A 14,389-nucleotide genomic window follows, 5' to 3' on the forward strand; every position below is an offset into this window, starting at 1 on the left:
GGGGAGCCGACCGCCGACGGCAGGATAAAAGCCGCAAGGTGCGGCCGGTCGGTTGTGCGAGAAAGCGTATCGATTTCAATGATCAACTAAACATTGCGGCGACTCGGAGAAAAGTTCAGCTTTCCCCAAGGCGCTGTTCTTACACGGTTTTCGATGCCTTGCGGCGGCCGGAATGACGCGCGACGATGATCTTCGGATCCGTCCCGGCCGTATCCGTTCCACGCGCGCGCCCCGGACAAAGCTGTTTCTGGCGCAGGTACTCACAGCCGCTCAGAAGGCCGGCGGCCTCTCGCGAGGTAAGGATGGCCACGGCCGTAAGTTTGGACGCGGCCGCGCCGCGAGCATCGCTGCGGCACGGCTCCTCAACGCCCGCGGCCGCGGCGCTATCGTCAAGGCGCGGGTGGTACGGCGGATGCGTTCGCCGGGCGCGTTGCGCGGCCATATCGGTTACCTGCAGCGCGACGGAGTCACTCGCGACGGCGCTCCGGGCAAACTATTCGACGCTGCGGGGGATGATGCGGACGGTCGCGCGTTCGTCACGCGTTGCGAGGGTGACCGCCATCATTTTAGGTTCATCGTCTCGCCTGATGATGCTGGTGAACTTGCCAGCCTGCGTAGCTTCACTCGGGAGCTGATGGACCAAGCCTCGCGCGACCTTGGCGCACGGCTTGACTGGGTCGCGGTCGACCATTGGAATACCGAGCATCCGCACATTCACATCCTCGTGCGGGGCCGTACCGATGACGGTGCCGACCTCGTCATCAGTCGCGATTATATCGCTATGGGCTTGCGCGCCCGCGCCAGCGACCTTGTCACGCGCGAACTCGGCCCTCGTTCGGAGCTCGAGATCCGCCAGAGCCTTGAGGCGGACACGACAGCCGAACGCTGGACCAGGCTCGATCGGACGCTTGCCCGGGAAGCGGGGACGGCGGACGGCGTTATCGATTTTAGGTTCGAGCGGGATGCCGGGCGCGATCCATTGCGGGAAATTCGGATCGGGCGGATGCGGACGCTCGAGCGGCTCGGCTTGGCGGAACCTGCTGGCCCCGCGGTCTGGGTTCTGGCCGCCGATGCGGAGGCGAGGTTGCGAGAGCTGGGTGAGCGCGGTGACATCATCAAGCGGCTGCACAAAACCCTCACGCGGGACGGCGCCAGCCGCACCCCCGCATCCTGGGCACTGGAGGGCGAAACTCATGGCGAACCGATCGTTGGCCGTCTCATCGCGCGCGGGCTTGATGACGAGCTGAAGGGCACAGCCTTTGCCATTGTCGATGGGATTGACGGGCGCGTGCATCACGTGAAGCTTCCTGACGTCGAGGCGGCCGGCGATGGGCCGATCGGCGGGATTGTGGAACTGCGCCGGTTTGCGGACGTTCGTGGTCGAACACGGATTGCGCTCGCGGTTCGCTCGGAGCTCGTTCTGGACCACCAGGTCGCGGCGGATGGAGCAACGTGGCTAGACCGGCAGCTCGTTGCGCGAGATCCTGCCGAGCTCTCGCGCAATGCGTTTGGCGCGGAGGTTCGTGCAGCACTTGAACGGCGCATCGACGTTTTGGCCGACCAAGGGCTCGCCCAGCGCGATGGCAACAAGGTCCGGCTAAGCCGCAACCTGATCGAAACCCTCCGCGACCGCGAACTCGATGTCGTCACACGACGGCTCATGGAGGAAACGGGGCTTCCGCACCTGTCATCTGATGTAGGTGAGCAGATTTCGGGGGTTTATCGTCGACGCCTCTCACTGGCCTCCGGGCGCTTCGCGATGATCGACAACGGCCTCGGCTTTCAGCTTGTGCCCTGGTCGCCTTCGCTCGAGCGGGAGTTGGGAAAGCAGGTCAGCGGCATCGCCGGTCCAGGCAGCGTGGACTGGGACTTCGGGCGCAAGCGCGGCCTATCGCTCTGACCTGAGGCGATGGCGCTGCACTACGCCGAATTGCACGGCAGGGAAGACTTGGTTCCTCGCGCGACAGGTCGAGGCGGAAAATGGGAGAGGAGCGATAGTGAGCAGCGAATAGCGAATGGAGGGTCCACCGTTCTGAAACGATCTCTTCATCGCCTCCGGGTTCCCTCGACCTTGGTGGCGCTCGATCATCGACTAGACGCAGCTGTGTGGAAAAATGCGCCGTTCACCTTTAGGTCGCTGAGACTCTCAACGGCTAAATCGGACAGCAGAACCCTTCGAATCTAGATGGCCATCCCCTGTAGCGGAAACGGCATGGGACCTTCGATCTTCAAGTGATCGGAAGGTGTCTGGCTGTGGCGTGATGGCGGTGACGATACTTCCGTGCGTGCTGGTCTCGGATGCTGATGGTCAGATGCTCCGCAGAAGACTCCGGCGCTTCGCGCACCGACTTTCCGACCGCCAGAGTCCAGTTTGCTGGACCAGTTGTGGGCGTGTCATCGAGCGGGCGAATAACGATTTAACCTGCTCGAATTTTGTCTGGAGGCATTCGCGCGAGGTTATCCGCGCAGGCAGGCCCGCGAGCAATCGGACAGCTCCGGGCCGGCAAGCCGGCTTTGATAGCGGATAGCCGAAGTGCAACCCGAATCGCGCAATGAAGATTTGGCGAACGCCAGTTCGCCTGTCCCAGTTTCCAGAGAGACCGCAACAGCTGACGTACAACATCCAAGCATCTGGCTGACCAAGGGCATCAACAGGCGACCGGCTGGAGGGGGACTCGCTCGACACGATGTGCGGGAGTATCTAGATGACCGTCGGCCCGGCAGTGTCGTCCCATCGGAAATAAGCTCCTGCCGGGGACGCTCCCGCATGATTCTTGTACTCCGCGACCCCGCCTCCCGCCGATTTAATCCGGGACGCCCGCCTCATCGATAACGCGTTGTGGCACGCCGCACCTCGCTTGATCGCGCGCACTTACGGAGAGCTTAGGCCAGACGCGAGCTAGCCTTCCGGACATCTATAACCCGGAGCCTCGCTTCGCGAAGGCCGGCCGGTTCGCCTAGAGCGGCAGCACGGTACGAGTTGATTGTCTCATCATCCAAGCGCCTATCACGCGAAGCTGCTTGGGACGGTGCTTTGAGGCGGCCTGTTCCACGCGAGGGATCTTTTTGGGCCCAAACGCGGCTTGCCAATCTGACCCGCCGATCCGTTCGCCAGGGCGCGCGCGACTACGAGAAGCATAAGCCTCTGATTGTAGCCAACAGGTCGATCGTGTCGATATCGGCAAGCCATGTCTGCGACAAAAATCATCTGGCATCAGGTGATCCTGGTTTGCCTAATCGCGTTCACCTTCGTGTGGGCCGCGACCGAATGGACTGCTTGTCAGCTTGCGTTCCAGCCGCAGCTTGGACCGGCCTGGTTCAGATTAGGCACCTGGCCCGTCTACCAGCCGTTTGCCTTCTTCATCTGGTGGTTTGAATTCGACGCTTACGCGCCCACGATATTCCTCCAGGGGGGCGCCATTGCCGGGAGCGGTGGGATCGCGGCAGTCGCCGCAGCAATGGTGCTTTCGGTCTTGCGCGCGCATGAGGCTCGCGATGTCACGACTTACGGATCAGCGCGTTGGGCCGATACGCGCGAAGTCAAACGGGCGGGGTTGCTAGGCAACGATGGCCTTGTGCTCGGGCGTTTCCATGGTCGATATCTTCGCCATGATGGGCCTGAGCACGTGCTCTGCTTTGCGCCTACCCGTTCGGGCAAGGGAGTCGGCCTTGTGGTTCCGACGCTTTTGACCTGGCCGCGTTCGGTGATCGTCCACGATATCAAGGGCGAGAATTTCCAGTTGACCTCGGGGTGGCGCGCGCACCTTGGAGATGTACTCTTGTTCGACCCGACCAACGCAGCAAGCGCGGCCTACAATCCCCTTCTTGAGATTCGCCGTGGTGATTGCGAAGTACGAGACGCGCAAAATGTCGCGGATATCCTGGTCGATCCCGAAGGGGCGCTCGAGCGACGCAATCATTGGGAAAAAACCAGCCATTCTCTGCTCGTCGGCGCTATCCTGCATGTCCTCTACGCTGAAGCTGACAAGACACTTGCCGGGGTTGCCAGATTCCTTTCGGACCCGTGCCGCCCGATCGAGGCCACGCTGAATGCGATGCTTGCGACTCCCCATCTTGGTGATCGCGTTCATCCCGTCGTCGCTTCAGCTGCGCGAGAGCTGCTCAACAAGAGCGAAAACGAGCGGTCGGGCGTGCTGTCGACCACAATGAGCTTCTTGGGCCTTTATCGCGATCCGGTCGTCGCTAAGGTCACCGCGCGGAGCGATTGGCGCATTCGCGATCTCGTCGACAGACAGCAGCCCGTTTCACTCTATCTCGTCGTGCCGCCATCCGACATCGTCCGCACAAAACCCCTGATGCGGCTCATCCTCAACCAGATCGGACGGCGCCTGACCGAGAGCCTGGATCCCGACCGGCGCCGTCAAAAGCTCCTCCTGATGCTCGATGAGTTTGCAGCCCTTGGCCGCCTCGATTTTTTCGAGAGCCAGCTTGCCTTCATGGCGGGCTATGGCATTCGCAGTTTCCTGATCACTCAGAGCTTGAATCAGTTAGAACGCGCCTATGGGCCGAACCACGCGATTCTCGACAATTGTCACATCCGGATCGCCTTCTCCACAAATGACGAGCGCACCGCTAAGCGCGTCTCGGATGCGCTGGGGACCGCAACCGAACTGCGCGCCATGAAAAACTATGCCGGGCATCGCTTAAGTCCCTGGCTTGGACACTTGATGGTGAGCCGCCAAGAGACGTCCCGTCCGCTCCTGACGCCCGGCGAAGTCATGCAGCTCTCATCGAAAGAGGCGATTGTGATGGTGTCGGGCCTCCATCCGCTGCGTGCCACTAAGGTTCGTTACTATGAGGACCCGCAATTTCAGAAGCGAATCGTCAAGCCCGCTGAAACAGGAACAATTCTCTTGTCCTCGCGCCCAGATGAAGGCTGGTCAGGGAACCCAACCCCTGCGCCCTCGACCGAACTGCTTGCGCCTCGGCAGCGAAAGCGTGGCGATCCGAATGGAGGGCTGCGGCGCGAGCCAGAATTGCCGCAGCACGAGGAGATCGAAATCAAGGCACCGCTCGCGGAACATGAGTTCGATGCTGGTCCCGATGAGCCCGACGCAGATGCTGTCCAGGCGCAAGCGCTTAGCCGCGCAATGCAGGGATTAGCGCGCGCGACCAGCCTCGACCCTGACGATGGCATGGACCTCTGAGTTGGCAAATCGGTGAAAAAGATTCAGCTCAGTGTCTACCTTGATCCGGAGACATTCAGAACCCTTGATGTCTTCGCGGAGCGTCGTGGCCAACCCAAGTCGCTGGTCGCAGAGGCCGCGATCACGTCATTTCTTTCGCCTGACGATTCCGACCGACGCGAGGCGGCTATTGCCAAGCGGCTGGATCGGACCGCACGGCTGCTCGAGCGTCTCGAACGCAATGGCAACATCACGCTCGAGACGCTCGCCCTGTTCATTCGCTTCTGGTTGACATCGGTGCCGGCATTACCAGAACAATCCAGTCCAGCCGCTCGCGCCAAAGGCGCCGAACGTTATGATCGATTCGTTGAAGCGCTTGGCCGAAGGCTTTCCAGCGGATCAACCGTTCTGAAAGAGGTGAGCTTCGATTCGAACCCCGCAATTCCAGAGTAATTCAACAACCGACGAGCGGGCGGGCGATGCAGGACTACAAGGGAATTTGCGAGGGTGCTCGCGCCGAGTACATTTCGGCCGCAAACAACGATAGAGCCAAATCGAACGGAGCGAGCGCGTTAGATCGGTACCGACGGCAGATATCTGAGGGTAGCAGGCCGCATGACATGAATGCTGAAATCTGAAGCGAGTTGAGACTTGTCCGGTCTCCATCGAGCAGCCGCTCACTGGAGTAACGCTGCTTGCTTGAGCAAGCGGAAGCCTTCCAGAGTTTCAAGGTCTTCTGAATAGTTGGCCTACCAGTTTTAGCGAATTGCATCGCAGGTCCTCTGTGTTAGCAATCCACGTTGTAAGGTCTTACTATGCGAACATCCTGTCGAAAAATGCGAGAACTTGCACTGCCGCACACTTCAGCAAACTGGTGCGACGTTATCCGTTTACGTCAGATTGCGATCGGGCAACGCCTGAGATCGTCTGCAACATGTTTCCACAATTCCAAAGGAACGGAACTAAATCGTCCCCTTTCGATGGAAGGGACAGCTGCGCCACGAGAAGCCTATTGGCTTGGAGCCGTTTGAATGAGGCCCAATTCCCCCGGATGGCGACGATGGCCAAGCATCCTCACACCAAATCCAATCTGATCCGCTCTCTCGCCTCACGACAAGACGGCGTTACACAAGCAGAGTTGCGCAAGGCCACGGGATGGAAGCTTGTCCCGATGCCCCTGATCGCCAAGCGGTGCAAGATGAAGCTGATTACCAAACGTGAGAAGGGCAACCTCACTCGCAAGAATGGTAAGATCGCCAGCAAGAGCGGCCACTTCGCCACGTACTACATGATGGCGCATGATTCGACTACGGCAGTAGCCGACGCGACTACCGACACAGTAGGTAGAAAGCCTTATCCCTCAACGCATAAGCCAAGCGATGCGGAAAACGCGTCATGAGCCAAAGTCCTGCAGGGCATTGTGCAGCTATCTGGACAGGGAGGCTTGGCGATTGCCGCTTTTCGCGCTGGCTATCCCGCTTCGAAGGAATGCGCGAAACTATTATAGCCCGTTTCGATGCCAATGCCGAAATCGCGAAACCCGGCTCGCTCGCGGAAACAACGCAGCAGAGCTTTGACGTCTTAAGCGTCAATTTCCCTAGCCCTATTTCAACGTCCACAGCGCGTTGCCTCTCGTGCGCAACCTAAACGCGATCGGCTTCACGGCTTCTTTGTCCGATCAGGTCGGAATTGCGGGAACATCGGCCGTATCCGCATCCAAGGCCGCACTGTGCAACTTGACGCGAGCGCTTGGCGACCAACTGATCCGCCGAAGCGTTCAGGTAAACGCCGAGAGCTCGGGCGTCATCGAAAGCCCGCTGTTTAGGAAGATCGGCATTTCCGAGGCCAGCGTGCAAGACCGCGGAACGGTCCTGCTCGAGCAGATAGCCGCGAAACACTTCGGCAAGCCACGCAAGATCGCGGCGCGTGAGCTTCCTCGCTTTCTGCGACGCCTACACCACCGGCATCGACGTGCCTGTCGATGGCAGACGCACACAGCCCTGAATCCAACAAGCCCTGCCGATGTGCTCGAAGAGCCTCCCGTGACAGTCATCTGTCGTCCTCTACACCAGTCCAGTGCAGCGCTCGAATACTCACAATGAGAAGAAGAGAATGAGAAACATCGTCAAGGCAGCCGCCGTACAGATCAGCCCCATGTTGTACAGCCGAGAGGGGACAGTCGAGAAGATCACCAAAAAGATTCGCGAATTGGGCAAGAAGGGGGTGCGTTTCGCCACGTTCCCCGAGACCATCATTCCCTACTACCCGTATTTCTCGTTCGTCCAGCCGCCCTTCACGCTTGCCAAGGAGCATCAGAGGCTGCTTGAGCAATCCCTTACGGTACCCTCTGCGGAGACGCATGCGATCGGCGATGCCGCCAAGGACGCCCAAATGGTCGTTTCCGTCGGCGCCAATGAGCGGGACGGAGGATCAATCTACAACACTCAACTCCTGTTCGATGCGGACGGCACGCTGATCCAGCGTCGCCGCAAGATCACCCCTACTTATCATGAGCGGATGGTCTGGGGCCAGGGCGACGGTGCCGGCCTTCGCGCCGTAGACAGCGCGGTTGGCCGGATCGGCCAGCTTGTGTGCTGGGAACATTATCTCCCGCTGGCCAGATACGCCTTGATTGCCGATGGCGAGCAGATCCACTCCGCGATGTACCCCGGTTCGATCTTCGGCCCCCTCTTCTCCCAGCAAACGGAAGTGAGCACCCGGCAGCATGCCCTTGAGTCGGCCTGCTTCGTCGTCAGCGCAACCGCATGGCTCAACGCCGACCAACAAGCCCAAATTGCCAACGACACGGGCGCTGCTATCGCTCCGATTTCGGGCGGTTGCTTCACCGCTATCGTTGCCCCCGATGGTCAATTGATAGGCGAGCCCCTGAAGGAAGGTGAAGGAGATGTGATTGCAGATCTCGACTTCATCGAAATCGACGGGCGCAAGAGAGTGATGGATGCAAGCGGTCACTACAGTCGCCCTGAACTGATCAGCCTCCTGATCGACCGGACACCTTCTTCGCACGTCCATGAACGGATTATTCCCCCCAGGAGCGTGGCGACTACCGGCCTTCACCGCGAGGCCCGCGCTCTGACGCCGCTTGAGAGTTAATGGTCCTGCCCGCCAGGGCCGGAGGAGATTGGTGCATCCCGCTTCGACCCGAACGGCCGGAGATACAGGTAGAAGGAACTAGTTTGCAGCAGGGCCATGCGGGCCGCTCGCATGATCCAGACCGATTCTCTATTGGAGAAATGCCCAGCTGCGGAGCCTCGCCGAGGCCTTCAGCCTACAGCGCACCTCGTCGCTGCAGCGGCAAGTACGCTTCAGGTGTTCGAACTGTTACGCTGACCGCCGCATCGCCCATCCTTGCAGCGCCCCGCCTCGAGATCTGGATGTTGCCTCAATGAGGATCCGCTCATATCGCAAAAGGCCACATCGTCAGCTCGAGACGGCTCGTCACGGCAGGTCTTTCCGAGTGGCGTCCAACGGCGGGGGAGATCAGGTCCAGGCAATCCTCGCCGGGGAAGCTGGCGGCTGAAGGTGAACGCGGAGTCAAGCTACGGTGAGTTGTATGCAAGGGCATCCAGCATTCTGCGCAACACGAGCCCCATTCGGGGTAGGAATTCCATGGAGGACGATAAAACCAGATTACTTGCCGAGAAGGTGCCCACTCTTGCGCTCAACGATCCGGAGCCAGCCGCGCGGCTTGAGCGCTGGGCCAAAGAATACGCAAAATGGTGTCCTCGACCCAGCCTCCAGACGCGATGAAGATTCGTAACTGCCGCCGCACGGTGCTCCAGGAGGCGCCGGCACGCTCTCAGTAAACAACCGCAGTTTCAGGGCGCAGTATCCAGGCCTATGCTGGCCGGATGGAGCAAACAGTACTTTTCAGGTGCCCACGCACGGGCATGAACGTGCAGCACCTGCTGGCGGCACTGGAGCAGATCGGTCCCGACACTCATCTGCCGGTCGTTTGTCTGGCATGCTCCTCGGTCCACTTCGTGAATGCCTCCACCGGCAAGCTGCTCGGCGGCCGCAGTGCTTCCGAAGTGCGGTGAGGGCGATCGACTGGTGAGATCCGGGTGCTCACTCCGGCTTGGGTGCGCATCCTTTCCCGATGTAGTTCGTGTACCGTCCCTGGAAATCCAGCGCCCTGGAGCGGTGATGTTTGCTGCCGCTGCCGGCGGTCTTCGTCAAGCCTCGCCGGCATCGGAGATGGCGCTCACGGCTGGCACGGTGCGGGGCAGCGGTAGCGTGCGTTGAAGATTGCGCCTGGCCGACGAAGGCTTGCCGAGCTTGGCCGTATTTCGCGGCCAGCACCAGAAGCCGCTTTCGCGTGAACGGGTCGGCCTTACCGGCCAGATCGCGGGCCCGTTATGCAAAGCTCCTGTAGCACTCAACATCCATGGTGTGCCCCAACTCAACGCTACCAGGATGCACTTAAGTACATCGGCGGCTCGGACGTCAAGGCGGGCGAGCAGTGGCCTTGCGCGGAATGTGCTGCGAGGTGCCTGTAACAGCCGATCTGGCGCGAGTAAGCTCGCTGTCGGCAGGGACAATTCACATGGCAGTCCTCCATCAGATCCGGAAGCAATGCCCGGCGTGCGGAGGGACCGATGGATCTCCTGGCTGGCGAGGACGGGCGCAACGAGCGCTACGTCTGCCGCCATAGCGAGGGGGACCCGCTACGCGATTCAGCCGCCTGCCAGTGCGGCCGACCATTCCCCTAAGGCCCCCGAGAAGTGAGTGGTCGCACCGGGCCAGCAGATACGTTTCAACGGCCGTGAGCCGGGCTGGACGCGCGGCACGCGAACGGTTGTAAGTCCTATCGCACGCTGGTGATGCATGCCGGAAATCGGTGAGGCGCAGGTGTATTTTGGTCGCGCGCATGAGCTGGTGCGCTTCTTATGAGGCGCATCACCCCCTTAGCGAACAACGCCGGTGCGTCCGCGGGGGTCGTTCGCGACGTCGGGGGCGCGAGGGCGCCGTCTAGATTGCGCCTGCGCCTCTTTTTTGGATCGGTGACTTTTTCGATTTCAAGTAAGGGTGCACGCACCGTCCGCGAAATCGCTCGTCTGTCGGCGACCTGACTGCCTAGAGGGACAAGAGGCTACGACACGTCTGGCGCTGGTCTTTGAGAGTCCGCCGTTTCTTTCTTTCGGTACGCCAGACTGCGACCAGAATGTCCCCGCGGTTGAAGCGGCATGCGGTCTCGACGCTTTTGTCGTGCGTCATCGCAGCGCGATTCATCCGTTTCGACCGAACATACAAACCACGCGCGTGCAAGCGCGGGCGGTGTGCAGTCGCAGAGAGAAGGAAGCTGGAGTATGCAGATTAGCGGCGAGCGCCGGGGAGAACCGACCTCAAGTCGGAATGAAGCTGAGGTAGACGCGCAGCCGAGTCCAAGCGAAGCTCAGCAGACCAGAAAGATAACGATTCAACTTTCTGAGTGCATTTTTCAGCGACTCCAAGCCGCGACTGACCGCCCTGGTATGGGCAAGAGCGTCGCCATCGAGGCGGCTCTTGAGCGCTTCCTGGATCCGCCGCCGCCTATAGAGGGCCTTGTTTTCGAGGCGATCGAGCGAACGAATGAGCAGGTGCTCAGTCTGCGGACGGACATCGCGATGATCGCGGAAATAGTGGCTCTCCATGTGCGATACCACCTCACGCTGACGCCGCCGATGCCGCCATCCAAGCAGGACGAGGCGTGCGTACTCGGGCTCGAGCGCTTCAAGGCGTTTGCCGAGCAGGTCGATCGTCGCGTACGGTTTGGCCGCCCCTTGCTGCAGGAGGCAATTGATCGCTCGGGAAATTCCAGCCGATCCGGGTCTGAAATGGGAGGCGTAGCGTCACGCGCCGTTCGACGAGCGCCAGCTGAAGAAGAACCCCACTGTGTGGCCGTCGTAGGTGAAAACTCAGAAGCGTGTGCTGTCGCCGAGGAGGGCGGCAGCAATATCAACTTTCGACAGCTGCCAACGCCTTGTGCTAAAGCCAGTGGCCGCGTTCCGAGCAACACGCGCAGCGATGCCGCTGGGCTGATATCAGGCGAGAAACCGGTCAACCGGGGTTGGACCTGGCGGATCATCTCTTGCGTGTTCCTTCCCTTTGCCGCGGGATATTATCTTTCCTACCTGTTTCGGATGATCAACACGCTCATTTGTGGCCGCCTCGCCTCTGAATTGGAGCTTGGTACGGCCGATTTGGGGCTGTTGGGCTCGATCTACTTTCTGGTCGTTACCGGCAGCCAGATTCCGATGGGCATGCTCTTGGATCGCTTCGGTCCGCGCCGAGTCCAGAGTGCGCTCTTGCTGCTGGCTGCCGCAGGCGCTGCGCTTTTCGGATTATCGAGTGGATTTCTGGCGCTTCTGGTTGCTCGCGCGATGATAGCATTTGGCACCGCAGCTTCCCTCATGTCTGGCCTGAAAACAGTCGTGCTCTGGTTTCCGAGAGAGCGCGTGGCGCTCATCAACGGCTGTATGATCATGCTGGGTGCACTGGGCGCGGTAACGGCAACCGCACCAGCCGAGGCATTGCTTAACTGGATAGGCTGGCGCGGTCTATTTGAGCTGCTTGCCGCATCCAGTGCCTCCGCGGCCGCTTCGATCTATTTTTTGGTTCCAGAGCATGAGGCAACTGCGAAGAGCCCTCCAGGGACGATCAGCCTGAAGACCGTCTATACGGATGGGCGGTTCTGGAGAATTGCGCCGATTTCTTCAACATGTATCGGGTCCGCGTGGGCCCTGCAGTCCTTGTGGGCAGCGTCCTGGCTGAACGATGTGGAAGGGTTGGATCGAACAAGCCTTGTCACACAATTGCTCGTCATGGCGATAGCCCTAAGCATTGGCGCATTGCTGCTCGGCGTGGTCGCCGATTCGCTGCGTCGGCATGGCAAGAACATTGAAACGTTGCTCGCAATCATAGCTGCTGTGTTCATTGCAGCCGAACTCGCGCTGATATTGCATCCGCCATTTCCGTCGCTACCGTCGTGGATCATTGTGGCGGTGGTCGGATCAGCAATCGTGCTCAGCTACGCGATCATCGGAGATTACTTTCCGGCCCAACTGATCGCGCGCGCGAACGGCGTGCTCAACGTTCTGCATTTCGGGTGGGCTTTCCTCGTCCAGTACGGGACGGGGTTAATTCTCGCGCAATGGCCGGTAAAGGACGGACACTACCCCTCTATCGCGTATCAGACGGCCTTCAGTATGAATGTTGTGCTGCAGCTGGTCGCCCTGGTCTGGTTCATCGCCCCTCGGCTCAAAGAGTTGATTTGGAAATCTGAGATCGCCGTCAAGCGCAAGTCGACGGGCCAAAGCAGGTCAGTTCACGTCATTATCCCGATCGCCGAAATGGTTATCCTGAAAACCGATCAAGATGTGGAGTGGTGAAGTCGGCCCTCTGCCTGACCCGCCTCGTCGGTCTACAGGCGCGTCAAGAACGTCCGGCCGACTGATTGCCTGAGAAGCTCCAAACAGCTGGTCGGATATGCGACATGCGTCGCAAGGTCGACAGGAAAGATACGAAAAATGCGTAATATCAATGAGCGCTGGCTGGCATGCGACTTGCTGTTGTTTTCCGCAGAGCCAGGTAAAGCGAATTTGAGCAATGACCAGTGTGACTGAGAGCGCAAGTCAAGTCGGTGCGGAGAATGTGCTGAGAGTCGGTTCGCCGGCTCCCTCCATCAAAGTTGAGGACTGGCTACGTGGCCAGCCCGTTACAACGTTCGAACCTGGGAAAGTATACATCATCGAGTTTTGGGCGACGTGGTGCGGACCATGTATCGCCTCGATGCAGAATTTGGTGATCCTGCAAAGCAAATACAGGAGCAGCGGAGTTGAGGTGGTGGGCATCGCGGCTCACGAACAAGCTTCGACGGCAGATGAAGCGCGAGCCAGCTTGGACGCTTGGTTGACGAAGAGCTTGCCGAATCTGAACTTCGCGATCGCATTCGACTACGCCGGCGAAATGAACAAGCTTTGGATGGATCCCAGCTTTTCTGTCGGGATTCCTTCGTCATTCGTGATCGATCGTGACGGCCGCTTCGCCTTTATCGGCCATCCGACGCAATTCGATAACGCGTTGCCCAAAGTTCTGAACGGCTCCTGGGCAGTGAGCGACGAAGCCCAAGCCCTGGATGCGGAGAGGATAACCAAGGGTCGACGCAGAAAGCGCGAACTATCGCAGAAGCGAGCGCTGGTGGAGCCGATCTTTGCCAGGCTTGAAGCCGCCATGAACAGTAAGGATTGGGCGGCAGCCCTTTCAGGGATTGAGGAGGCACTCGCTGCGATGCCGGACGATCTCACCTTTCGTGGGCTTCATGCGGAATTGTTGCTTCACAAGATACGCGACATGCGGGCCGGCCTGGCGGTATTGCGCCAATTGGTTCGCGATGCGATCGACAAGAAATCCGTGGTTTGGATGAGCGTGGCCATCCGCCAACTCTTCGACCCCGCGAAAGACTACTCCGGTTTCCCACATGCCGAGCGCTTTGCCATGGGCAAGGATCTCTCCGAACACATCCTGGCGGCGAATCCGCCCCAAGGCAGCGAGGGCGCGAAGTTTCTCTCGTACGGGGCGGTCGCTCGGTACTATTACGAGACCGGTAACAGGGATCGCGCGATCGAATTGGTCGAGGTGGCGCTGAAATGGCTGGATGCAGTGCCTGCCTCGGATGTAGCGAAACGGGATCTCGTGCAGTGCTCACTCCAGGCCTTGGCGAGCTACAGGAGTGAGAAGCTCTGTTACGAGGAGTGTTGTTCGACACCGCAAAACACAGCTCCCGAAAAGCCGCAACCGGGATCGCCAAGGGAGGCAGCGTGAGCAATGCTGCTGGCCATGTCTTCTCGGCCCTTGTGGTTTTGCGATCGACGTCGATGCCTTTGGGGATGTCGGGGCATTCACCTGAGGTGAGGATAGGATGATTGAGGGGTGAACGCAGGCGAGCCGCACCACCACAACTTCTTTACGGTGAATGTTTCTTCAACGTACGTCGCGATCCGGTGCGATAGCGGCGAGAATGCCTGTCCAGGTGAAGAGTGGTCGCGGGCTGCTAAAGGTGGCGTCTTATAAGATGCTGGTGGCATCTTCGAACAACCAAAAAAGATTGAAATGGGTGGTGACGTTGATGCATTCCAACTCTCAAGGAAGCTTTCTCAAGTTTTTATCGCTGGTTTCAGAAGGGATTCAGCACTTCGTTTCGCGTTGGCCACAAGCCCATTCGGGAGAGGCGGCAAACCCTG

General features: G+C 59.7%; 9 protein-coding genes. All 9 read left to right on the forward strand.

Annotation, left to right across the window (positions count from 1 at the left end):
* Positions 1-172 precede the first annotated feature (172 nt).
* The 9 genes from IVA96_RS22240 to IVA96_RS22280 all read left to right on the forward strand — a co-directional run bounded on the left by IVA96_RS22240 (position 173) and on the right by IVA96_RS22280 (position 13,970).
* Positions 173-1,900 carry a DUF3363 domain-containing protein gene (locus IVA96_RS22240; protein ID WP_247419232.1) on the forward strand — a complete coding sequence of 576 codons (1,728 nt, stop codon included), beginning with the start codon at positions 173-175 and terminating at the stop codon, positions 1,898-1,900.
* A 1,288-nt stretch (positions 1,901-3,188) separates the two neighbouring features.
* Complete coding sequence (locus IVA96_RS22245; protein WP_247419233.1) at positions 3,189-5,168, forward strand: conjugal transfer protein TraG; 1,980 nt, start codon at positions 3,189-3,191, stop codon at positions 5,166-5,168.
* 12 nt (positions 5,169-5,180) lie between these two features.
* Entirely contained in the window at positions 5,181-5,600 is a 420-nt protein-coding gene (locus tag IVA96_RS22250; RefSeq protein WP_247278024.1) for a CopG family transcriptional regulator, read from the forward strand.
* A 607-nt stretch (positions 5,601-6,207) separates the two neighbouring features.
* A complete protein-coding gene (locus tag IVA96_RS22255) occupies positions 6,208-6,546 on the forward strand; it encodes a hypothetical protein (protein WP_247419236.1) in 339 nt (112 codons plus the stop codon).
* 226 nt (positions 6,547-6,772) lie between these two features.
* Positions 6,773-7,249 (forward strand): SDR family oxidoreductase, encoded by a 477-nt coding sequence (locus IVA96_RS22260; protein WP_256465488.1) that lies wholly within the window; start codon positions 6,773-6,775, stop codon positions 7,247-7,249.
* Between the two features lie 10 nt (positions 7,250-7,259).
* Positions 7,260-8,261, forward strand: coding sequence for a nitrilase-related carbon-nitrogen hydrolase (locus IVA96_RS22265; RefSeq protein WP_247419241.1), 1,002 nt, complete (start codon positions 7,260-7,262; stop codon positions 8,259-8,261).
* A gap of 797 nt (positions 8,262-9,058) precedes the next feature.
* Positions 9,059-9,208 carry a hypothetical protein gene (locus tag IVA96_RS22270; RefSeq protein WP_247419243.1) on the forward strand — a complete coding sequence of 50 codons (150 nt, stop codon included), beginning with the start codon at positions 9,059-9,061 and terminating at the stop codon, positions 9,206-9,208.
* Between the two features lie 2,034 nt (positions 9,209-11,242).
* Complete coding sequence (locus IVA96_RS22275) at positions 11,243-12,538, forward strand: MFS transporter (RefSeq protein WP_346015451.1); 1,296 nt, start codon at positions 11,243-11,245, stop codon at positions 12,536-12,538.
* 217 nt (positions 12,539-12,755) lie between these two features.
* Complete coding sequence (locus IVA96_RS22280; RefSeq protein WP_247278020.1) at positions 12,756-13,970, forward strand: TlpA disulfide reductase family protein; 1,215 nt, start codon at positions 12,756-12,758, stop codon at positions 13,968-13,970.
* Positions 13,971-14,389 lie beyond the last annotated feature (419 nt).

Source organism: Bradyrhizobium sp. 159 (assembly GCF_023073795.1).
Taxonomy (GTDB): Bacteria; Pseudomonadota; Alphaproteobacteria; order Rhizobiales; family Xanthobacteraceae; genus Bradyrhizobium.

Coding starts and splice junctions, on each gene's coding strand:
- IVA96_RS22255 (WP_247419236.1), top strand. CDS start 6,208: ATGGCCAAGCATCCTCACACCAAATCCAATCTGATCCGCTCTCTCGCC.
- IVA96_RS22270 (WP_247419243.1), top strand. CDS start 9,059: ATGAACGTGCAGCACCTGCTGGCGGCACTGGAGCAGATCGGTCCCGAC.
- IVA96_RS22240 (WP_247419232.1), top strand. CDS start 173: ATGACGCGCGACGATGATCTTCGGATCCGTCCCGGCCGTATCCGTTCC.
- IVA96_RS22280 (WP_247278020.1), top strand. CDS start 12,756: ATGACCAGTGTGACTGAGAGCGCAAGTCAAGTCGGTGCGGAGAATGTG.
- IVA96_RS22265 (WP_247419241.1), top strand. CDS start 7,260: ATGAGAAACATCGTCAAGGCAGCCGCCGTACAGATCAGCCCCATGTTG.
- IVA96_RS22245 (WP_247419233.1), top strand. CDS start 3,189: ATGTCTGCGACAAAAATCATCTGGCATCAGGTGATCCTGGTTTGCCTA.